The 22361-nt window shown below is 43.9% G+C and carries 21 protein-coding genes; 10 read left to right on the forward strand and 11 right to left on the reverse strand.

Translation table 11 applies throughout. From position 1 onward, the window contains the following. The first annotated feature begins 27 nt into the window (after window positions 1-27). Complete coding sequence (locus M9196_RS00800; protein WP_250615631.1) at window positions 28-840, forward strand: MetQ/NlpA family lipoprotein; 813 nt, start codon at window positions 28-30, stop codon at window positions 838-840. A 136-nt stretch (window positions 841-976) separates the two neighbouring features. On the opposite strand, the gene M9196_RS00805 is transcribed toward M9196_RS00800, so the two are convergent. Together M9196_RS00805 and syd are read right to left on the reverse strand one after the other, a co-directional pair. Next, window positions 977-1753 (reverse strand): Zn-ribbon-containing protein, encoded by a 777-nt coding sequence (locus M9196_RS00805; protein ID WP_250615632.1) that lies wholly within the window; start codon window positions 1751-1753, stop codon window positions 977-979. A 41-nt stretch (window positions 1754-1794) separates the two neighbouring features. After that, window positions 1795-2340, reverse strand: coding sequence for a SecY-interacting protein (gene syd, locus M9196_RS00810; RefSeq protein WP_250615633.1), 546 nt, complete (start codon window positions 2338-2340; stop codon window positions 1795-1797). 110 nt (window positions 2341-2450) lie between these two features. Between syd and queF the strand changes: the two genes are divergently transcribed. From queF to xni, 5 genes are all read left to right on the forward strand, one after another. After that, window positions 2451-3296: an NADPH-dependent 7-cyano-7-deazaguanine reductase QueF gene (gene queF, locus M9196_RS00815; protein ID WP_250615634.1), complete on the forward strand. Its 846-nt coding sequence runs from the start codon at window positions 2451-2453 to the stop codon at window positions 3294-3296. A gap of 25 nt (window positions 3297-3321) precedes the next feature. Further along, window positions 3322-5595, forward strand: coding sequence for a tetratricopeptide repeat protein (locus M9196_RS00820; protein ID WP_406707596.1), 2274 nt, complete (start codon window positions 3322-3324; stop codon window positions 5593-5595). 103 nt (window positions 5596-5698) lie between these two features. Next, the gene (locus M9196_RS00825) at window positions 5699-7270 is read left to right on the forward strand and encodes a GGDEF domain-containing protein (RefSeq protein WP_250615635.1); all 1572 of its coding nucleotides are present in this window, start codon (window positions 5699-5701) and stop codon (window positions 7268-7270) included. Window positions 7271-7485: 215 nt separating this feature from the next. After that, entirely contained in the window at window positions 7486-8847 is a 1362-nt protein-coding gene (ppnN, locus tag M9196_RS00830; protein WP_250615636.1) for a nucleotide 5'-monophosphate nucleosidase PpnN, read from the forward strand. A 62-nt stretch (window positions 8848-8909) separates the two neighbouring features. Next, entirely contained in the window at window positions 8910-9686 is a 777-nt protein-coding gene (gene xni / locus M9196_RS00835; protein WP_250615637.1) for a flap endonuclease Xni, read from the forward strand. 88 nt (window positions 9687-9774) lie between these two features. Here the strand turns inward: xni and rlmM are convergent, their stop codons facing one another. The 6 genes from rlmM to seqA form a co-directional block, all read right to left on the reverse strand. Next, on the reverse strand, window positions 9775-10866 hold the full coding sequence (gene rlmM, locus M9196_RS00840; RefSeq protein WP_250615638.1) for a 23S rRNA (cytidine(2498)-2'-O)-methyltransferase RlmM: 1092 nt from the start codon (window positions 10864-10866) through the stop codon (window positions 9775-9777). Next, a complete protein-coding gene (locus M9196_RS00845; protein ID WP_406707597.1) occupies window positions 10863-11312 on the reverse strand; it encodes a DUF423 domain-containing protein in 450 nt (149 codons plus the stop codon). Before M9196_RS00845 ends, rlmM begins: the two co-directional genes overlap by 4 nt. Next, window positions 11302-11928, reverse strand: coding sequence for an alpha/beta family hydrolase (locus M9196_RS00850; RefSeq protein WP_250615639.1), 627 nt, complete (start codon window positions 11926-11928; stop codon window positions 11302-11304). Before M9196_RS00850 ends, M9196_RS00845 begins: the two co-directional genes overlap by 11 nt. Beyond that, the gene (locus tag M9196_RS00855; protein ID WP_250615640.1) at window positions 11921-12829 is read right to left on the reverse strand and encodes a transcriptional regulator GcvA; all 909 of its coding nucleotides are present in this window, start codon (window positions 12827-12829) and stop codon (window positions 11921-11923) included. The genes M9196_RS00850 and M9196_RS00855 overlap by 8 nt, the downstream gene beginning before the upstream one ends. Window positions 12830-13216: 387 nt before the next feature. Then, window positions 13217-14863 (reverse strand): phosphoglucomutase (alpha-D-glucose-1,6-bisphosphate-dependent), encoded by a 1647-nt coding sequence (gene pgm, locus M9196_RS00860; RefSeq protein WP_250615641.1) that lies wholly within the window; start codon window positions 14861-14863, stop codon window positions 13217-13219. Between the two features lie 95 nt (window positions 14864-14958). After that, window positions 14959-15489 carry a replication initiation negative regulator SeqA gene (seqA, locus tag M9196_RS00865; RefSeq protein ID WP_250615642.1) on the reverse strand — a complete coding sequence of 177 codons (531 nt, stop codon included), beginning with the start codon at window positions 15487-15489 and terminating at the stop codon, window positions 14959-14961. Window positions 15490-15582: 93 nt separating this feature from the next. On the opposite strand from seqA, the gene M9196_RS00870 reads away from it, so the two are divergent. The 3 genes from M9196_RS00870 to fldA all read left to right on the forward strand — a co-directional run bounded on the left by M9196_RS00870 (window position 15583) and on the right by fldA (window position 17243). Next, window positions 15583-16338 carry an alpha/beta fold hydrolase gene (locus M9196_RS00870; RefSeq protein ID WP_250615643.1) on the forward strand — a complete coding sequence of 252 codons (756 nt, stop codon included), beginning with the start codon at window positions 15583-15585 and terminating at the stop codon, window positions 16336-16338. 98 nt (window positions 16339-16436) lie between these two features. Next, the gene (locus M9196_RS00875) at window positions 16437-16658 is read left to right on the forward strand and encodes a DUF2788 domain-containing protein (protein WP_250615644.1); all 222 of its coding nucleotides are present in this window, start codon (window positions 16437-16439) and stop codon (window positions 16656-16658) included. Between the two features lie 51 nt (window positions 16659-16709). Continuing rightward, entirely contained in the window at window positions 16710-17243 is a 534-nt protein-coding gene (fldA, locus tag M9196_RS00880; RefSeq protein ID WP_250615645.1) for a flavodoxin FldA, read from the forward strand. Window positions 17244-17278: 35 nt separating this feature from the next. On the opposite strand, the gene M9196_RS00885 is transcribed toward fldA, so the two are convergent. After that, on the reverse strand, window positions 17279-17791 hold the full coding sequence (locus M9196_RS00885; protein WP_250615646.1) for a DUF4442 domain-containing protein: 513 nt from the start codon (window positions 17789-17791) through the stop codon (window positions 17279-17281). 209 nt (window positions 17792-18000) lie between these two features. Between M9196_RS00885 and fcrX the strand changes: the two genes are divergently transcribed. Continuing rightward, the gene (gene fcrX / locus M9196_RS00890; protein ID WP_250615647.1) at window positions 18001-18447 is read left to right on the forward strand and encodes a ferric iron uptake transcriptional regulator FcrX; all 447 of its coding nucleotides are present in this window, start codon (window positions 18001-18003) and stop codon (window positions 18445-18447) included. A gap of 103 nt (window positions 18448-18550) precedes the next feature. Here fcrX and glnS read toward each other — a convergent pair whose 3' ends face one another. Next, the gene (gene glnS / locus M9196_RS00895) at window positions 18551-20221 is read right to left on the reverse strand and encodes a glutamine--tRNA ligase (RefSeq protein ID WP_250615648.1); all 1671 of its coding nucleotides are present in this window, start codon (window positions 20219-20221) and stop codon (window positions 18551-18553) included. A 250-nt stretch (window positions 20222-20471) separates the two neighbouring features. Continuing rightward, window positions 20472-22043 (reverse strand): N-acetylglucosamine-specific PTS transporter subunit IIBC, encoded by a 1572-nt coding sequence (nagE, locus tag M9196_RS00900; RefSeq protein ID WP_250615649.1) that lies wholly within the window; start codon window positions 22041-22043, stop codon window positions 20472-20474. Window positions 22044-22361: the final 318 nt, after the last annotated feature.

Here is a 22361-nt window from a genome sequence, read left to right on the forward strand (position 1 = left end):
GTAAAAGTTTATAACAAGGAGAAAGTCATGAAATTCAATGTTAAAGGTTTGCTTGCTATCGCAGCAGCAGCGTCGGCACTTGTGCTATCAGGTTGTGGCGATAAAGAAGTCGATACTAACAGCATCAAAGTTGGCGTAATGGCTGGCGCAGAAGCGCAAGTAGCGGAAGTTGCGGCTAAAGTTGCGAAAGAGAAATACAACTTAGATGTTGAACTTGTTACGTTCACTGACTACGTAACGCCAAATGCTGCTCTGGATGACGGCTCTATCGATCTTAACGCATTTCAGCACAAGCCATACCTTGATCAACAAGTGGCTGACCGTGGCTACAAGCTGACTATTGCAGGTAACTCGTTTGTTTATCCAATCGCAGGCTACTCTAAGCAAGTCACTTCCGTTGACGAGATTGCAGAAGGCGCACGTATTGCCGTGCCAAACGATCCAACTAACCTTGGTCGTTCACTCCTACTGCTTGAGCAACAAGGTCTAATTACCTTACGTGAAGGGGCTGATCTTTCTGCAACCGTTCGTGATATCGTAGAAAACCCTAAGAACATCACGATTGTTGAACTTGACGCAGCGCAACTACCACGCTCTCTTGATGACGTTGCTCTTTCTATCATCAACACGACTTACGCAAGCTCTATCAACCTAACACCAGAAAAAGACGGCGTGTTTGTTGAAAACAGTGAATCACCTTATGTGAACCTGATTGTGGCTCGTGAAGACAATGTGAATGCTGAAAATGTTCAAAACTTTGTTAAAGCTTACCAAACAGAAGAGGTTTACAACGCAGCATCTGATATCTTCCAAGGTGGCGTCGTTAAAGGCTGGGAATAAGCTGGAGTAGATTTTCTAGTTCATAGAGAATCCCTCAATGATTTGGGTATTCATAGCTCATAAACATTAAAAAAGGTTGAAGCTAAACGCTTCAACCTTTTTTATTATCGGTCAAAAATACTGACTAGCCTGCGCCCTACTTTAGGTGATCCCAGGAAATATTTGAGACAATTCGGCAATCATCACACTTGAAGTGGAAAATGTCGTGCAATGGCTCATCAAGCAGCCAATCACCTTCACACTTAGGGCACTTACGCGCCTTCTCTTCCGCTAAACTATTCCCCCCAACCTTATAGAGGTAATAATACGTCGGGATATGAGTCATAAACTCAATACGGCCACGAAGATCCCAACCGCGTCTAAACAGATCACTGCGAACATCGCTTAACTCTCTAAGCGTGGCGTGTTCAGCTTTACACCCACCACCCATTTGTACTTCATCACACGCTTGCCATTCCGTCTGCCACTTAATTACAGACTTATGGTCACCGTTTAGCGTTGGTGGATTACGATACAGGGGGATAGGTAATAGTGTGTCGCCACTTCTTAACGGCGAGCATGTATGAACATACGTAGTGTATAGCACTTGCCAGCTTGGCGAAGATAACTCCGCCGACTCTTCTGAATTTAAGTCTTGTCCAAGTAAGCGCATTTTAGGCGCAAGTAAACACGCATCCGACAAGCGTTTAAAGCAAACTTTAACAAAGTCTGAATGATTCTTTGGGTGCAAACTGTCTTGCTCAGGACAAACAACCCGAACATAAAACTCCCCATCACCCATGACAATTGGAAACTCTCGCCCTAGTACTTGGCCATTAAAGCGTAGCGCGTCCATCAAGCCATTAATGCCTTTTTCTACCGCCGTGATCGTGGTGTTGTCAAAACACTCAAATTGAAGCTCTACAACATACATATTAGGCGTCAAGCTCCTTTAAATATGAGTTTCGGTTGCAATCAAACATTCGGTTCTAACCCATTTAAAAAGGAAGCTAAATCGTCAGCAATAACATCTCGGCGATCTGTGCCCAAGCGCTCTAGTATGACTTGCCCAGTAATGTTACAGATCGAAATAACATCCATATCTGCATCGGTTGCAGCGATAAAAATAGTCGGCTTCAGTTTCAAGCGTTTTTGAGTCACTAAGTGCCCCAATATATTTTCTTGTAAGCGAACAAAGTCTTCATCACTCCACACTTGCAATAAGGTTAGTGTATTGCCTTGCCATGTGGCATCCATATCCGCGCTATACTGATGACCGTAGTAAGCTTTGATATCATCATGAATCAATAACTCTATACCACGTTCAATACTTTCTAGCCGTTCCGGTGTGTCACGTAAGCTCGCGCGCCAGAATACTCGTTGATCATCTTTATTTTCAATACAGGGAGAAATCAGATCATACAGCTCTTCATTCGCAGGGAGCGTTTGATGCTTTTTCTGCCATGATTCTTCATAACGCTTAGCAAAAGCTTCTAACGCCTGTTGTACACTTTGATTCATATTCTCTCCACTTATCATCGTACTGAACACGGATTTCCGCTCACAAAAGATGACAGCTATTCCGGGATCTCGTAAAATTCGCATTATTCTAATCGAAATATCACACAATTATGAGCAAATATTCCAACGCCAAAGAGCTTTCTGGTCTCACCCTCGGCCAGAAAACCGATTACGCCAATCAATACGACCCGTCTTTACTACAGCCGGTGCCAAGAAGCCTCAATCGCGATGATCTCGAGCTGGGTGATGAATTGCCATTTAAAGGCTGTGATGTTTGGACGCTTTATGAAATTTCATGGCTAAATAACAAAGGCTTACCACAAGTTGCCATTGGTGAGGCTTACATTCCTGCCACGAGCACAAATCTGATTGAGTCCAAGTCTTTTAAACTTTATCTCAACAGTTATAACCAAACGCGCTTTGCCAGCTGGGACGAAGTGCAACGCTCAATTCAACGCGATTTGTCGAACTGCGCAGGGGAAGCGGTCACTCTCAAGCTGATTCCCGTGAGAGACTATGAACAGTCTACGATTGTCGGTATGGCAGGTGATTGCATTGACGAACAAGATATTGAAATTAGTAGCTATGAATTCGATGCTAATTTATTGCAACACGCAGCAGGTGACGAAATCGTAGAAGAAGCGCTGCACAGCCACTTGCTAAAATCTAACTGCCTCATCACTAACCAACCTGATTGGGGCAGTGTCGAGATTCAATATCGAGGTCCAAAACTTGATCGTGAAGCGCTGCTGCGTTATTTAGTCTCGTTTCGTGAGCACAATGAATTTCACGAACAATGTGTCGAACGTATTTATACCGATATTATGTCCTACTGTCGCCCAAACTCGCTGACTGTTTACGCGCGATATACAAGACGAGGCGGGTTAGATATCAACCCTTATCGCTCTAGCTGCCAATCAGCGCCTGAGCATAATGCTCGTATGGCTCGACAATAAATCACCATTAGGAATGGATGCACTCATGAATTCTAAATTCTGGCCTGTATTAGGATTATTCGCTTCGCTTCTTGCGGGGGTGTACTCCATGCCTCTTCACGCCGCTAACTTTACCTCTCCACTACTTGTAGAGGCCGACAAGCTTGTCGAAATTGAACCTCAAAAAGCCAGTGACATTGCCCTTGATTATCTGAACGGTCGTAAGCTTATTGAGCATAATGAAGAACGCCCTTCGAATTTATCTCGCGACGAAACGGATCAACGTGTTCGGACACCACTGAGTTCCGTTAACGCCCTCACTATTTTAGCTCAAGCTCAATTTAACCTAGGCCATTTAAACCATGCTCTGGAGCGCTTAGATGAAGCCGAAGCAATGACCAAGCAATATCGTCTCTTGTTTCTGGAATTAGATATTCGAATCTTAAAAACACGCTTAACCTGGCTAAAAGATGGGGCGGGTGCAAACGCGCTGAATGCATTAAAAAGTATAGAAAATGAGCTTGAAAGTATTAGAAAAGGTCAAAGCATCGCCAACCGGACTAGCTACCGAATAGCGAAGCTTCAAGGTGAAATTGCTTCGGCGGAAAATGAATACGAACTTGCTAACCACATGTATCAAAGAGCAGGCCTTTACGTTCCTAGTGACTCGAGCTCCAAACTAGCGATTGATTACCACACGGCCTATGGCACACACTTTTTGCGTTACCGTCGCTACAATGAAGCCCTATCAGAATTATTGCTGGCTTACTGGGCTGCGATTGAACTCAATTCAGCGGATCAACTAGCGAACATCAATCAACTGCTTGCCCAGTTATTCATGCAAAGGCAAGTATTAGATAAAGCGCTGGAGCATCTGTCCCAAGCCGCCGATTTTTATGACAGCTATCCCGACTCTCCAATACTTGTTGATGTCTTAAAGCTCATGGGGGACATTTATTTTCTACAAGGTAAATACAACTTGGCATTGGTGCATTACTTCAATGTGGTGGATCACGGTAGTTTTGACCGAAACATAGAGAAAGTCATCGATATCCGTATTAGTCTCGCTTCAACGTATCTACAGCTCTACAATTATCCATTGGCAGAACAGTATTTAACTCGAGCGCAAAGCCTACTGTCTTTGTCTGACTACCCCGCGCTTAAAGCACGCGCTGCACTGCTCTACGCCGGCCTAGCTTATCATCAGAAAGAAAATGAAAATGTCTTAAAGCACGCTAATGAAGCACTGCAACTCAGCCATTCTCTAAAGCAAACTTCGATTGAACAACAGGCATATCAATTGTTGGCTTTAGGCTATGAGCAAAAAGGCAATTATCAGCTCGCACTAGAAAATATCAAACTGGCTAATTCACTGCGCATCTATCAGCAGGAGCAATTAAATCAAATTAGTGAAGATGCTTTTCGCCAGCAAAAGCAATTCGTCGAGCAGGGACTCCACTATGAGACCCAGAAAATAGATCTCAAAAAATCAATCACGGATCAGGAAAAGTTTCAAAAAGTAGCCTTTGGGCTTTTTTGTATCGTTGCCGTAATACTTCTTGTGACTACGCGACTGTTTTTTGTCAATAGACGCATGAAGGTGGAATTATTGGAGCTCAATGAGACCTTGTTTACTCACGCTCGATCCGGGTTACCAAACCTTCGTTTACTGAATGCCAATTTACCTAATTCTCTACAACGAACCCAACGTAACTTTGAACAATGGCAAGTGGGTGAGCTTATTAATGAACCACTCAGTGACCGCTTACGGTTTGTCATGATTGATGTCCCCTTCCTACGCAATATGTATCTTCAAAATGGCTATAAAGCGGGGCTTGAGCTAGAACGAGCGTTTGGTGAATTCATACGAAGTAAAATAGACCACCCTGCTCGTATCTATCACTTCTCAGATGCAAACTTGTTGTACATAGAGCCCAGCATCAAGCCTCGCACGGCGGAAAGCCTGTTTGATGAAATACAAAGCTGGGTAAGTGAATTTGAACCGGACCGAAAAATTAACCGTATCGTTCGAGTAGGCATGGCAAATTATCCGTTCTTACCACGAGCCTATACTGCGATTAACGACAAAGAACTGCTCGATATTTTGCTGGTTTCAACGCATATGGCGAGGGATATCAGCATGCAGGAAAATAAAAGTCATTGGGTTTATCTCAAAGCCATTGATAATGCACCAGCAGCAAGCCTTGCAACTGGTGACATAAGAAATGCCTGCAAGCTAGCGATTAGGCAGGGGCTAATAAAAGTGCATTCTTCCTCTCAGAATGAGGACGGCTTCAAAAAAATACTCACTGACGGGTAAAAAAACAGCAGTTAAACAGAAGACTAGGTGACGTTGAGATGTTTTTTGTTATTATCATTTAATGCATCAATAACAATACAACTGATTAGTTTTTCTAGAATTTATGGGCCTATCTGAAAGTGATACATTAGAGCAACTCCATCTGTTAAAAGTACAGCTGGAACAGTTACGTCTTGCTCAAAGAGATGCATCTCTTAAAAGCCGACGAGAGCAAACCGTACTTAAGCGGTTTATCTCTACGCTCAGCCGTGCCCATATTGGTTCTCATCCTCGTATTGATGAAAAACTAGTCGAGCTTCGTCACGAGTTAGAACACAACGCCGACATCAGTAGCCTGATCCCTCGCTTTGCCATTTTAGAGCGCCTTATTGCTCAAAAATCTGCTGCGGTAGAGAAACAAAATACCTCTTTGGACGAACAGTTACGTCGCAGCGGTGAAACGCTGCAGCGAGTTTCTGGTCTACCCGCACAGATCAAGCGCGATTTGCGGGTTGTTCTTACCTACAGTGACAAGCACAGCTTCAAAAAAACCGACAATGCCATCAAGCTCCTAAGTATCTATGAGCGCGCGGTAAAAATAATCTCATCAAACAGCGCTCTGACCTCAAAAGAGCAAGAGATAAAACCGCACAACCAGCATCTACTTATCGGCTTAAATGAGGAGCTACAGAACCTCATTACGGAACTCGACTTTGAAGGTGAATCAGGAGAGCAACTGCTCGAAGTCCGCAGTAAATTGTTAATGGAATTGTCCGGCGATACCCTGCTAGAGCTCACCTTGAGCGTGCTACGTTTAGTTATCGATGCAACAAACTATGAAAGAAAAACATCAGAACAATTTTTAGAGCAAGTTAATGTTTCTCTTGCTAACTCGCTAAAAAATGGCAGTCAAAACTTAGACCAAAACCAAGTTTACTTTGAACAAAGACAACAAATACACCAAGAACTTGGTTCACTAGTGACCAGCAGTCAGTCGACAATGAGTAAAAGTCAGGATCTAGAAACCGTAAAACGGGCAATGGAACCTGTGTTAACGCAATTGGCATCATTGACGGAGCGTTTACAGCATGCGGAAGTAAGAGAGCAAGTCTTACTAGATCGGATGCAACACAATAATAATCAATTGGAAAGCCTATTTGATGTGACGCAAGATTATCGTCGCAGGCTAGAAGATCAATCTAAACGACTTCTTACCGACCCTCTAACCAAAGTTTACAACCGTGCCGCTTTGCTAGATAAACTCGAACTAGAGTATCGTCGATGGTTGAAAAATCAGCACTCTTTGCGTCTTGTGATTCTTGATATCGACAAATTTAAAAGTATTAACCACAATTTTGGCTATAGTGCTGGAGACAAAGCACTAAAGATTATCGCAAAAACCATTGCGAATACTGTGGCGAATACTGACACAGTGGCTCGTTTTGCTGGGGAAGAATTCATGTTAATCATGCCAGAGCAAAACGACGCGTATTGCCAGAAAATAATTCAAGAAATTCAGTCTAAAATTAGTAGCTTACCATTTAAATTCAAAGAGCAACTCATTACCATTACCTTGTCTGCAGCGAGCACTGAGTTCCATCAGAACGACACCCCAGACGAAGTTCTCGAGCGCCTAAACCAAATCTTAGTACAAACCAAAAAACTGGGGCCAAACCAGTTTGCATGGAAGGCGTAGTCCACTGTCATTGATAAATAGTGATAGAAAGTTACCTTATATTTGCTAGTCTAATAACTAACCTATGTCGTTAAGTATTAACGAGTTGTGGTTTATAACAATACTAATTATGGCTAATGCATTGCCCTCCCTTACATTCAGTACCGCACCTATCCATGTACTGTCTCTTCGCCTTGGTTGGCAATCGCTTTTGGTTCTAGACAAAGGAAATGCCTATGATCACTCATATCAGTCCTGCTGGCAGCATGGACCTTCTTTCTCAGCTTGAAGTTGAGCGCCTTAAAAAAACCGCCTCCAGTGACCTCTACCAGCTCTATCGAAATTGTACGCTTGCGGTACTTAATTCTGGGAGCCACACGGACAACTCAAAAGAGCTACTGGACAAACATCTCTCCTTTGACGTCAATGTCATGCGACGTGAGCGTGGCATCAAGCTAGAGTTGGCTAACCCCCCCGAGCACGCATTTGTTGATGGGCAAATTATTAAAGGGATTCAAGAGCACCTATTTGCGGTGTTACGCGACATTGTCTACGTTAATATGCACCTTGCTGATAGCCAACGCCTTAATCTCACCAATTCCACTCATATCACCAACCTAGTGTTTGGTATTTTACGTAACGCTCGAGCACTGACTCCCGGCATTGAGCCTAACCTCATTGTGTGTTGGGGGGGACACTCTATCAACCCAACCGAATATCAATATACCCGAGAAGTCGGCAATGAATTGGGGCTCCGAGAACTCAATATTTGTACCGGCTGTGGACCCGGTGCAATGGAAGGACCAATGAAAGGCGCGGCCATTGGTCACGCAAAGCAACGCTACACAGAAAAACGCTACTTAGGGCTAACCGAACCTTCTATCATCGCCGCAGAGCCACCGAACCCAATCGTGAACGAGCTGGTCATCATGCCAGATATAGAAAAACGTTTGGAAGCATTCGTACGCATGGCACACGGCATTATCATCTTCCCTGGAGGACCAGGAACCGCTGAAGAGCTACTCTATATTCTGGGGATCATGATGCACCCTGACAATGCCGAACAGCCGCTACCTATTGTGCTGACTGGACCAAAAGAAAGTGAAGCCTATTTTCGCTCTATTGATGAGTTTGTTCGAGATACATTGGGTGAAGAAGCACAAAAGCACTACCAAATTATTATTGATGACCCTGCACAAGCGGCCAGAGTCATGAAAAATGCCATGCCTGATGTCCGTGAGCATCGTAAGAAAAATGGCGATGCATACAGCTACAATTGGTCGTTACATATTGAGCCTGAGTTTCAACTCCCGTTTGACCCAACACATGACAATATGGCGGGATTAGACTTACACCTTAATCAACGACCCGAAAACCTCGCAGCAGCGCTTAGGCAAGCATTTTCGGGGATTGTTGCAGGCAATGTTAAGGCAGAAGGCATTCTAGAAATAGAAAAGCACGGACCATTCTTAATTGATGGCGACATAGCCCTCATGACAAAAATGGACAAACTGCTAGGTGATTTCGTTCAGCAACAACGGATGAAACTTCCTGGTTCCGAATATATCCCTTGTTACAAGATAGCTAATCGCGAATAAAAGTCTGAAACTACTCGAGAGATTCATTACAATAAGGCCACGTTATTCTGTGGTCTTTTTTTATGTCTATTCATCTTGTTATCATTGATGCACTTAATCTTCTTCGACGAGTGCATGCCGTACAACCAGACCCAGAAGATATTGATCGCACTATCCTCACGACAACCCGCACGCTAAAGCGAATCATCAAAGAATCTGAGCCGACTCATATTATTGCGGTTTTTGATCACCATGACCAAGATCGCGGTTGGCGAGCGGAAATTCTTCCTGAATATAAGCAAAACCGCAAACCCATGCCTGAACAGCTCTATTTAGGGCTAGAAAAAGTTCAAGATGCTTGGTGGCAGCTGGGGATTGATTCACTACTGTCCGAGGGCGATGAAGCGGACGACTTGGTCGCAACCCTAGCAGTTAAGGTTGCAAGTCATGGCGAAAAGGTCACTATCATCTCAACAGATAAAGGCTATTGTCAGCTGTTATCACCGACACTACAGATCCGAGACTATTTCCAACATCGTTGGCTTGATGCCCCCTTCATCGAGGCTGAATTTGGCGTTAAACCCGCGCAGCTTGCCGACTATTGGGGATTAACAGGCGTAAGTTCCTCACAAGTGTCAGGCGTTCCAGGAGTGGGCCCTAAAGCTGCCAAAGAGATCCTGACGCAATATGACAGTATTGAAGCTGCGTTTTTAGGTGAAGAGTTACCCAAAAAATATCGTAAGAAGCTGGACGAGCACATCGACATTGCACGCAAGTGTAAACAGATCTCGTCATTAAAAACCGACATAGAGCTAGGCTTTAACTTGCAAGATATTCGCTTCGAAGAGGAAAAGGAATAGAAGGGTAGGTACCGACAAACAAGACCCTTGGCTCCTATAAACATATAGTCTAAAACATATCGTCTAGGAGCCGAGAATCTTATCAGTATTAATGCGGTGAGATATTCGATAACACTTGAATATGTACCGTGATTTCTTCGCGGTCATGATACAAATGCTTCGCTTGAAGCGTAAACTTCACCTTATTTTCTATTAAAAAGATTTTCAGGTTTTCAATATCCTGAAGTACTTCGTCATAGCGGCCTTTCATTGGCAACTTAAGGTTGAAAATCGTCTCTTTAGCCCAGCCTTTGATTAACCATTCACCCATAAGTTGTGCTACACGTGAAGGCTTTTCAATCATATCGCAAACCAACCACGTCACATTCTTACGAGGAGGCTCAAATTTAAAGCCATCCGCTTGATGGTGTTTCACTTGCCCTGTATCCATTAGGCTATCTGCCATCATGCCATTATCAATCGCATGAACAAACATAGAGCGACGCACTAACTGATAAGTCCAGCCGCCAGGACAAGCACCTAAATCAACCCCCCACATGCCAGAAGCAAGACGCGTATCCCATTCTTCTTTTGGAATGAATACATGGAAGGCTTCTTCCAATTTCAGCGTTGAACGGCTCGGTGCATCCGCTGGAAACTTGAGTCTAGGGATGCCCATAAAGAACGCAGAGTTATTGACAGGTAGTGAGTAACCAATGTAACAGTGGCCAGGTTCAGTAAAGCAAATATGCAAAACCGGCTTCTTAGCGTTGTCTTTGTTGTAGAGTAATCCTTTGCCGCGCATTGCTTGACGCACTGGCACCGTGAATTTGCGGCAGAACTTTAATAGCTCTTTGGCTTCATTGGTGTCAGGTGTTTCGATGCGCAGGTCGCCACACATAGGCAAGCCATCTACCTGACTTAACGACTCGAGGATTGGCGAGATACGATCGTCAGATGGTAGTGATTCTAGCTCACTTGCAATAGCAAAAATCTGGCGGGCAAAGATCAGCGATTTAAAATCAATGTCGCGGACTAGTTTTGCTGCATCACCTTCTTGGTAGCATTCAAATAACACATATCCTGAGTTATTTTTTACTCTTGGAAAACCAAAGACCTCAAGCTGATTTGCTTTGTCTTGAATTTCACCAGCACACTCTTTTTCGAATCCAGAGCGGCAATATAGCATTAACTGTTTCACTGATTGACTCCATCTTTGGTCGTTTCGTCAGTCATCCGATACCCACCTAAGGCGAGAAAGCTCCACCCCAGCATGAACATCACACCACCTAAAGGAGTGATTGGTCCAAACCACTTCACTCCTGTCAGCGCTAGTGCATAAAGACTACCGCTGAAGAAAAGGATGCCGATGATAAAGCAAATCGCGGCACGATGAAACGCCTTTTGTGAATTAGCGTGTCCGGTATTAACGATGAGTAACGCACAAAGCAGCAATGCCAGTGTATGAAGAAATTGATACGTCACACCCGTTTGAAAAACATCCAGCAAATATGGTGCGAGTATCGCTTTTAAACCATGAGCAGCGAAGGCACCTAATGCCACACTTATTAAGCCAGACAACGCTGCTATCATAATAAATACACGGCTAGATTGACGTTGGCATTGCGTCATTGAACTAACAGACATCCGTGATTCCTTTGACAAATAATGCAAGCCGATCAACCGCCATTTGGCGGTTTTGACTTTCGGTAAAACCAGAGGATTTCCTTGGCTTTAAGCTATGGTCGCCGTCGGGGATAAATGTTACCGCGACGTCTTTTGATAACTCAAACTCGTCAAACTCTTCTCGCTTACCAAAAGTATCGCGCTCACCTTGCAAAATTAAACAAGGTTTGGCGATGGTGGCTAACTGCTCGCCTTTATAGTTCTCAGGTTTACCCGGTGGATGAAATGGGAATCCCAAACAAGCAACGGCTCTCACGCTACCATGCTCAGACAATAGCGACGCCATTCGCCCTCCCATCGACTTACCTCCAATGACAATCTGATTATCACCAGCGATATGTTCAATCACTTCCGTCATCGCGGCTAATAACTTGGGAGCACGATCAGGTGGACGCTTCTTACCATCTTCGGCTCGCTTAACCATATACGGGAAGTTAAAGCGCACGACTCTGATCTCCTTCGCTGCGAGTCGACTCGCGACATCTTGCATGAATTCATGATCCATTCCTGCGCCCGCGCCATGAGCAAACAAAAATATCGGAGCACCTTCTGGTCCATCAAAAATAAGATTATCCATCAAACAATACTTCCTGTTCTTTTTGCGCTTTCGCTAACATCCAATCTCGGAATGTTGCAATACGCCCCATATCCGCTTGTTTTTCATGACAAACAACGTAGAAAGCATTTTTGCTAACGAGAACTTCATCAAACGGTGCAATCAAACGCCCAGCATCTAACTCCGGTTGTGCCAATACGTTATTACCTAACGCGATACCTTGCCCATGAGCTGCGGCTTGCAACACCATCGTAGAATGACTAAAGATTGGACCATGGTTAACATTGACGCCATCCAATTCATTTTGCTTAGTAAATTGTTTCCAATCTTTACGCGACGTGTCATGCAACAAGGTATGTTTCGATAGATCAGCTAAGGTATCCAATGGTTTTGTTCCGAGCAGCAATGCCGGGGCACACAGAGGAACCAAAAACTCTTGGTATAATTTGTCCGCGCGTAGACCCGACCAATTACCACGACCATAGTAAATAGCCACATCCACATCATCGGTTAATGAGCCCTCATCCATATCAACCGCTTTAATGCGCACGTCAATATCTGGTTCTTGTTCATTAAAATCGGCAAGGCGTGGGACCAACCATTGAATGGCGAAACTAGGCGGTAAACTAATCGTCAATGCGCCTTTCTCACTGCGCTCAAGCACTTTGTCAGTCGCTTCCGACAAGGCGGTGAAGATATCTTTGATATCAAGAAAGTAGCTTTGCCCTTCTTCCGTTAATAGCAGTGAACGATTCCGGCGTCGGAATAACTTTAACCCTAAAAATTCTTCAAGCGCTTTGATCTGGTGACTCACCGCAGCTTGGGTAACAAAGAGCTCTTCCGCTGCTCGAGTAAAGCTTAAATGTCGTGCGGCGGCTTCAAAAACTTTCAGTGAGTTTAGTGGGGGTAAACGTCTAGACATAGAGCACTCTCAAATGCATTAGTTTTTTTTATCTGAAACATTATAATTTGTCCATTGCCGAACAGCCAGAGAAATTCTATATTTCATCCCGCAAACGCGAGTCTGAACGGCTTGGTTCTCTCTAGAATCAATTGACTTGCGCTTGCGATGTTGTGTTTGCAATCTCGATTTTCGAGTTCGGTAGATTCTACCACCATGCTTTGATTAGTTATCCCCTATTCGAAGTGTGTACTTCCTGTATTTTGACCTGTCTGTCAAATTTTATACACCGCCTTTATGGCGGTGTTTTTTTTGCCTAAAATTTGCCACTTACGAATCTGCATAAAAAAAACGGTCACAAAATGTGACCGTTTTTATAAAGAACAAGATAGCTGAGCTAATCGTTAATTAGAGTCCTGCGTTAGCAAAAACTTGGTTAACTATCTCTTGGGCTTCTGCTTCAATAAGTTTAAGGTGCGCTTCACCCTTAAAACTTTCACAGTAAATTTTATAGATATCTTCAGTCCCAGATGGACGAGCTGCAAACCAACCATTTTCAGTGGTCACTTTAAGACCACCGATAGCAGCACCATTACCCGGAGCATGCGTTAAACGTGCCGTAATCGCATCTCCCGCTAAGGTCTCAGCAGATACCATGTCTGGAGAAAGTTTCTTCAAGACATTTTTTTGCTCAGTGTTCGCCACCGCTTGAATACGGTTATATTGTGATTCACCGTGCTTAGCAGCAAGCGCTTCATAATATTCTTGCGGATTTTTACCCGTCACCGCAGTAATTTCAGCGGCAAGCAAACATAAAATAATGCCGTCTTTATCCGTTGACCATGGTGTGCCATCTTTACGTAGGAACGAAGCGCCAGCGCTTTCTTCACCACCAAAGCCAAACTCACCGTTATACAGTCCATCAACGAACCATTTAAAGCCAACAGGAACTTCACATAATGTGCGACCAAGATCGGCAACAACGCGATCAATCAACGCACTTGAAACCAAAGTTTTACCCACGGCAACATCGGCGCGCCATTGCGTACGGTGGCGGTAAAGATAATCAATACAAACCGCAAGGTAATGATTCGGATTCATTAAGCCTTTTGGTGTCACGATACCGTGGCGATCGTAATCAGGATCATTACCAAACGCGAGGTCGTAATCGTCTTTCAGTGCCAATAGACCCGCCATCGCGTACGGCGAGGAACAATCCATACGAACCACACCATCTTTGTCGAGTGACATAAATTGGAAAGAAGGATCAATCGCTTCACTAACTAAAGTAAGATCAAGGTTGAACGTCTTAGCGATCTGGCGCCAGTATTCGATACCAGATCCACCTAGTGGATCGACACCAATTTTTAGCTTAGCTTTTTGAATCGCTTCAATATCAATGACATTGACTAGATCATCGATATACGGCTGAACTAAATCACGTGACTCGACGAGTTCAGATTTCAATGCTGTTGCAATAGGAAGACGTTTGACATCTTTTAGCTCTGCAGCAATGATTTCATTGGCACGGTCTTCAATCGCCTGAGTCAGCTCAGCTTCAGCAGGACCGCCATGCGTCGGGTTGTACTTAATGCCGCCATCTTGTGGTGGATTGTGCGATGGTGTAATAACAATACCATCAGCCTTGGCGTCATTGACAAGATTATGAGTCAAAATAGCGTGAGAAACGCCCGGAGTTGGTGTGTAACCGCCGTCTTCCTGAATAACAACATGCACACCATTAGCAACCAAGACTTCTACCACATTGGCAAAAGCCGGCTCAGATAGCGCATGAGTGTCTTTACCAATAAATAGCGGCCCCGTTGTACCATGCTGTGCACGAACTTCAGCAACAGCCTGTGAAATCGCTAAAATATGATTTTCGTTAAATGTCGCTTTATCGGCACTGCCACGGTGACCAGAGGTACCAAACTGAACACGATGCGCTAAGTTCTGTGGTTCTGGCTGAACGAGAAAATAATTCGATACTAACGCGGGGATGTTGCACAAATCTTCTTGCTGAGCCTTCTGGCCCGCTCGAGGATGGATAGCCATAACAGACGTCCTTATAATATTAAGCCTAAAAAAAACAAAAAAAAACCTCATAATGTCCGCCAGTTGTCGGTCGCTATGAGGTTTAAATCGAAACTCTAAATCGAAGTCGTCACTTTCTCGACGATATCGGCAGGCAATCCCATTACGGTCATCACCTGCTCGACCATTTGCCGCTTGCGACTAGTATTGGTATTGGTTATAACCCACAGCGGCGTATTAGGAATGGCTTTTGGTTTTGTTGTTGTGCCACTCTCTAGTAACGTATTTTCATTATCGGCGAAATATACTCGCTTACGACCTTTCACTTGTGTCGCTTCAGAAAAGCCTTCTGGGTTTAAGCGATGAAGGGTTGATAACACCAACATAAATCTATCGATCGCTTTCTTTAACCCTGCAAATTCGTCAGAGATAAGCAAAGTGCGCATTTCTTTAACAAAATCAACCTGTTCTACTTTTGGCGCTTCTTTGCTGACAACGATAGTTTTAGCGGCGGCCGGTTTCTGTTCCGTTTTAGACGCATCAACATTGAGCAGTCGCCTCAAAATATCAGAAGCACTCTCACCAATGTGGTGGGTTTGACTGGCAATGTAACGGTATAGATCCTCATCAACCTCAATTGTTTTCATTCGCTTTTCACAATCTCTATGTTTAAACTCTGGATGATTATAACGAGTTCCGCCGTGAACCTCTACGATAAACGCATCACGAATAACAGAAAAATGTCATCATTATTAAACTATAAAAGAGAAGGGAGTGGCCAACCCGTCGTATTAATTCATGGCCTGTTTGGCGACCTTAACAACTTAGGGGTGCTTGCTCGCGACTTAAAACAAGACTTTGACGTCATCAGCATAGACCTGAGAAATCATGGCAAGTCCTTTCATAGCGGCGATCACAGCTACCCTATGATGGCAAAAGATGTCAGTACTCTCCTTGAGTCACTCAACATCACATCGCCCGTTATTATCGGCCATTCTATGGGTGGGAAAGTCGCCATGGCGCTTTGTGAGCACTGTCCAATAGCGAAATTGGTTGTCCTCGACATGTCTCCGGTAAAATATCATACGCGACGTCATGATAACGTTTTAGCAGGCCTTGATGCCGTGCTATCAACAAAACCGACCACCCGTAGCGAAGCCATGCAACAATTAGCGCAGCATGTGGAAATGGAGGGCGTGCGCCAATTTTTGGGTAAATCGCTCTACAAAGTTGAGGATTATTTAACGTGGCGATTTAACGTCCAATCCCTTAAAGCCAACTATCTGAATATTCTTGATTGGCAACCCATCGCGAAAACGGACGTGCCTGTTCTCTTTATTAAAGGGGGTGACTCCGATTACCTGACCGCAGAGCACCAACCTTTCATTCAACAACAGTTTTCTCACCCCAAAGCGCATGTGATCGCGAAAACAGGGCACTGGTTACATGCTGAGAAGCCCACGGAAGTACTACGTGCGATCCGTAAATTCATTTAATTTAGACATCAAACGAATGCTTGTTGACCAGCGTGGATTAACTTTACCTTTTAACAGTGGTATAGTTTCGCGCAAGCATATTGGCATAAAGGAATAGCATGCTTTACGACTACATAGACAAGTTGGAATCTATTGGATTAGATCTATTGTTTGCGTCGATTTTCTTTTTAATCGGCATGGCAATAAAAGACGTTCTCAAGCAAGGCAACGTCCCAACGTTTGGTCGCCGTATTGTATGGCTAGTGCTCTTTCTAGGTTGTGCTGGATTCATTGCCAAAGGCATAATTCAACTCAGCTGGGAAGGCTCAGGGATTAGTTAACTATCCCCCACTTCTTTAGTCAAAAACAGACAATGAAAAGGTACTGAATCTATGGCAAGTGTAGGTCTATTCTTTGGTAGTGATACTGGTAATACAGAAGCTATTGCAAAGATGATCCAAAAACAATTGGGTAAACAGCTCATTCACGTTCAAGACATCGCGAAGAGCAGTAAAGAAGATATCGACAACTTCGACTTACTTCTTCTTGGTATCCCAACTTGGTATTACGGCGAAGCTCAAGCTGATTGGGATGACTTCTTCCCTGAACTTGAAGGCATCGACTTCTCAACGAAGCTTGTGGCTATTTTTGGCTGTGGTGATCAAGAGGATTACGCTGAGTACTTCTGCGATGCTATGGGTACAGTACGCGACATCGTTGAAGCAAAAGGCGGCACCGTTATTGGTCACACTTCAACAGATGGTTATGAATTTGAAGCTTCAAAAGCGCTTGTTGAAGGCGACGATTCGCAGTTTGTTGGTCTTTGTATTGATGAAGACCGTCAGCCAGAACTGACTGACGAACGCGTATCAACGTGGACGAAACAGCTCTATGAAGAGATGTGTCTTGCAGAGCTAGAAGATTAACGTTTAAAAAGCCTCCTTTAAAGGAGGCTTTTTATTTACGTCACCGTCATCTCTTCATCAGCATTCTCCGATGAGCGATATTTAGGTTTTTTTCGGATATACAACTTTCTTTGAATCGTCGCCACCACATCGCCAGTGTCATCTTTAATGTGAGTTATAAATTCCGGAAAGCATTTTTCACCACACGCTGTCTTTTCAGCAATCTCATCTAACATACCTTGTGTCACAACAAACTCGGCTTCCAAGCATGAAAACCCAGGTTTGATAAAGTTAATGCTCGCTTCTTTATCCCATACGTAATACTGCTCACGTAAAATGCCCATTAACATCAGTGAGTAGATCGGATCCGTCATGGAAAAGATGCTCCCCCCAAACTGAGAGCGATTAGCATTTTTATTCCACCACCGCAGTTTCAAACGCACCTTTACCGTTCGAAAGTCCTCACTAATGTCTAAAATTTTAATTCCTGCGCCCCAAAAAGGCGGCCATATATTCAAAGCAAACTTAACGTTGTTAGGCTTGTATATCTTGGCCAATCGTTTATCCATATTCAGTAACCACATCCATCGGCAATTTAGTTTCACATGTAAACAAATTGTAACTGGTCAGATGTGTATGTAAAGTGACCGAGTTCGAGTTCTATGCTATTAGTAAGTAACCCCTTGAACTTCGTGGTTTATTGTTAAGCCTTAGTACCCTATAATGAACACAGATTATTGACATCTGTTTATTGCTGCAGATCATCACAGGAAAGTATATGTCAGACAATAACAAAGCACTTAAAGATGCCGGCCTTAAAGTCACACTGCCTAGACTAAAGATTCTAGAAGTATTACAAAAGCCTGAATATCAGCATATTAGCGCTGAGGATTTGTACAAAAAACTCATTGATTTGGGTGAAGAAATTGGATTGGCCACCGTTTATCGTGTCCTTAACCAATTCGACGATGCAGGTATCGTGACTCGTCACCACTTTGAAGGTGGTAAGTCCGTTTTTGAATTATCCACCCAACATCACCATGACCACCTAGTTTGTTTAGATTGTGGTGAAGTGATTGAATTCTCTGATGACATGATTGAAACTCGCCAAAAGGAAATTGCGGCAAGATACAATATTGAATTGACCAACCATAGCCTATATCTGTACGGCAAATGCATTGGTGGTGCTTGTAAAGATAACCCTAAAGCTCACAAACCAAGCTAGCACTAACTCAAGATCGTAATAAAAAAAACCAGCTCATGAGCTGGTTTTTTTATGCCTAAAGAACCTAACATTAGGATCTTTAGGCCCCGTTTAAACGGCAGTATTAGTTTGTTTCGATTTTAGCCCAAGTATCACGCAGTCCTACCGTGCGATTAAACACGAGAGCGTCTTGCTGTGAGTCTTTGCTATCAATACAGAAGTATCCTGTACGCTCAAACTGATAACCCTGTTCTGCCGTCGCTGTTGCTAAACTTGGCTCGACAAAACCGTTTAACACGACTAATGACTCTGGGTTAATTGCCGCAGCAAAATCATCTTCCGCCGCTGGATTAGCAACCGTGAATAAACGATCATAAAGACGAATCTGAGCAGGTAAGCCTTTATCAGCCGATACCCAATGAATAACGCCTTTTACTTTGCGACCATCCGCTGGGTTTTTACCCAATGTCTCATCGTCGTAGCTACAGAAAATAGTCGTAATATTACCTTCGGCATCTTTCTCAATGCGTTCAGCTTTAATCACATAAGCGCCACGTAAGCGAACTTCTTTGCCAAGCACTAAACGTTTATATTTTTTGTTTGCTTCTTCACGGAAGTCATCACGCTCAATCCATAACTCACGAGTAAATGGAACTTCACGGCTACCCATCTCTGGTTTATTTGGATGATTCGCAATATTCAGTGTTTCCGATGCGTCAGCAGCAAAGTTCTCAATGATTACTTTTACTGGCTCCAACACAGACATGGCACGAGGCGCGTTTTCATTCAGGTCATCACGGATACAAGACTCAAGTGAACCAAATTCAATCATGTTCTCTTGCTTAGTGACGCCAATACGCTTACAAAACTCACGGATAGACGCAGGAGTAAAGCCACGGCGACGAAGACCAGAGATCGTCGGCATACGTGGGTCATCCCAACCATTCACTAAGTTTTCAGACACCAGCTGGCTGAGTTTACGCTTAGACATCACCGTATACTCAAGATTCAGACGGCTAAACTCATACTGATGAGGCTGACAATCAATTGTGATGTTTTCTAAAACCCAGTCGTACAAGCGACGGTTGTCTTGGAATTCCAGTGTACACAATGAGTGGGTGATTCCCTCAAGCGCATCAGAGATACAGTGTGTAAAATCGTACATCGGATAGATGCACCACTTGTTACCTGTTTGATGATGCTCGGCAAAACGCACACGGTATAACACCGGATCACGCATCACCATAAATGATGAACCCATGTCAATTTTGGCACGTAAACACGCTTTACCTTCAGCAAAGTCACCGGCGCGCATCTTTTCAAATAGCGCAAGGTTCTCTTCAGCGCTGCGATCGCGATACGGACTTGCTTTACCCGGTGCCGTTAATGAACCACGGTATTCACGGATTTGCTCTGGACTTAGCTCATCAACATATGCCAAGCCTTTGTTAATTAGCTCAACAGCATAGTCATATAGCTTATCGAAGTAGTTCGATGAATAACAAATGTCACCAGACCAATCAAAGCCTAACCAGCTCACATCACTCTTGATCGATTCAACGTATTCAACGTCTTCTTTTTCAGGGTTCGTATCATCAAAACGTAAGTTACATTGGCCTTGATAGTCCTGAGCAATACCGAAGTTCAAACAAATAGATTTCGCGTGACCGATGTGCAGGTAACCATTCGGTTCCGGCGGAAAACGAGTATGCACGCTAGTATGTTTGCCATCGGCTAAATCTTTATCAATGATTTGGCGGATAAAGTTCGATGGACGAGCCTCAGCTTCACTCATCTATAACACCTCTATGGTTTAGTATTGTCAGATTGTATAGGCTCCAATGATCCACAATTCTTCGGAAAACCACAACAATAACTCGCACTTTATAGGGATTATTTTCACTTATCGCTTAGCTCAATGCGAATCTTATCAGCCTAAACAAAAAAAACCTCTCCGAAGAGAGGTTTTTTAACTTATGTGTTTAAGACCGATGTTCTTAATACTTAAGCTTTTTAAGACTTAAACAACTTAGTTAGGTTTTAGCCTAAGGAAGTTTAACATCCGATAGGTCTTCGCCAGCGCCGATTGCTTTCATTTCGCCAGCAACGATTTCCGCTAGAGGACCTAAGATAACTTGTAGGTTATTTTCACCTAGCTTAACTACGCCTTTCGCGCCAAGTTTCTTAAGTACAACTTCATCCGCTACTGAACGGTCTTTTAGAGTAAGACGTAAACGAGTGATACATGCATCGATAGACGTTAGGTTGTCGTGACCACCCAGCGCTTTTAGGTATTGACGAGCTAGGTCACCTTTAGGTGCATCACCAGCTACTGCAGGTGTAGCTTCATCATCATCTTCACGACCTGGCGACTTCAAGTTGAAAGCGCGGATTGCGAAGCTGAAAGTGAAGAAGTAAAGCGCACCAAAGCCTAAACCGATAAGTAGTAGTACGAATGGTTTAGTCGCTAGACCCCAGTTCAATACGAAGTCAATAAGACCTGCAGAGAAACCAAAGCCGTGTAGTGTGCCGAACATGTTAGCAACGACTAGAGACAGACCAGTGAACACGGCGTGCATTGCGTATAGAGCAGGCGCTAGGAACACGAACATAAACTCTAGAGGCTCTGTGATACCTGTTAGGAATGAACAGAATGCTACTGAGAACAGTGCGCCACCAACTTGGCTACGTTTTTCAGCAGGTGCCGCTAGGTACATTGCAAGTGCAGCACCAGGCAGACCAAACATCATGACTGGGAAGAAGCCGTTCATGAATACGCCAGCGCCTTTATCGCCGCCGAAGTAACGGTGAAGATCACCAGACTTAACAGTTTCCGTCACTTCTTTCACTGTCGCCGTGATTTCAGGTGTTACTGAGTTAGCAAATTCAAATGTATGTGTTTGACCAGCAACTAGAGTCTTAGCAAGAGCAGGGTCAACACAAAGTTGTTGAATAGCAGGAAGCGCTTGACCAGCAGCTTGTGCGCCAGATACTAGAATTTCTTGACATGTACCCATACCGAACCAGAAGTATGAGTTAAGAACATGGTGAAGACCTACAGGAATAAGAGCACGGTTAAGTGTACCGTAAACGAATTGACCAACAGCACCAGACGTTGATACTGCGTGTGCTAATGCGTCTAGGCCAGATTGAATACTAGGCCAAATCACACCAGAAAGCGCACCCGCAACTAGAGCGAATAGACCCGCCATAATTGGTACCAGACGCTTACCAGAGAAGAATGCCAACCATTCAGGCAAACGCGTTGTGCTGAATGCGTTGTAAGAGTGACCTGCGATGATACCTGCGAAGATACCGCCGAAGAAAGACATGTTAACGTCTGCGTTAATTGTCGTTGCTGTCGCCGTTAGAACAAAGTAAGCCACTGCACCAGCAAGACCTGCCGCACCGTTGCCATCTTTAGAAAGACCGATCGCAATACCCAAACCGAATAGTAAAGGTAGCTCACCAAAGATTGCGCCACCTGCTTGTGCCATAAACGGGATGTCTAAAAGGTCAGGCTGACCCAAACGAAGTAGTAGTGCTGCGATTGGAAGCGTCGCAATTGGGAGCATCAACGCCTTCCCGAGCTTCTGTGCATATCCTAGTATATTCACCGTGTGTTCCCCCTATAGGAATTTAGAATTTTGGACGACTTATTTTAGCCGTTCAATTTAGTCCTACCCAGTTTATGAAATTAATTTTGCTCCGCAAATTAAAACCTCCCTAATTGTGATCATAATCACCAGTTTTCACCAAAACAGAGGCTTTTTGCTAGCGAGATCATAAAACTTATTTTATCATACGAAAAAATGGTGAGATATCGTTAGGATTTCACTCACGGGAGTAGCCTCGTACACTGAAATTTTGCGACGGATATCAAGCTCGATTGGCTTATTCGCCACTAGAAATAACAATAAATCTCATTAATTCAT

The sequence above is a fragment of the Vibrio methylphosphonaticus genome (assembly GCF_023634655.1).
Taxonomy (GTDB): Bacteria; Pseudomonadota; Gammaproteobacteria; order Enterobacterales; family Vibrionaceae; genus Vibrio; species Vibrio methylphosphonaticus.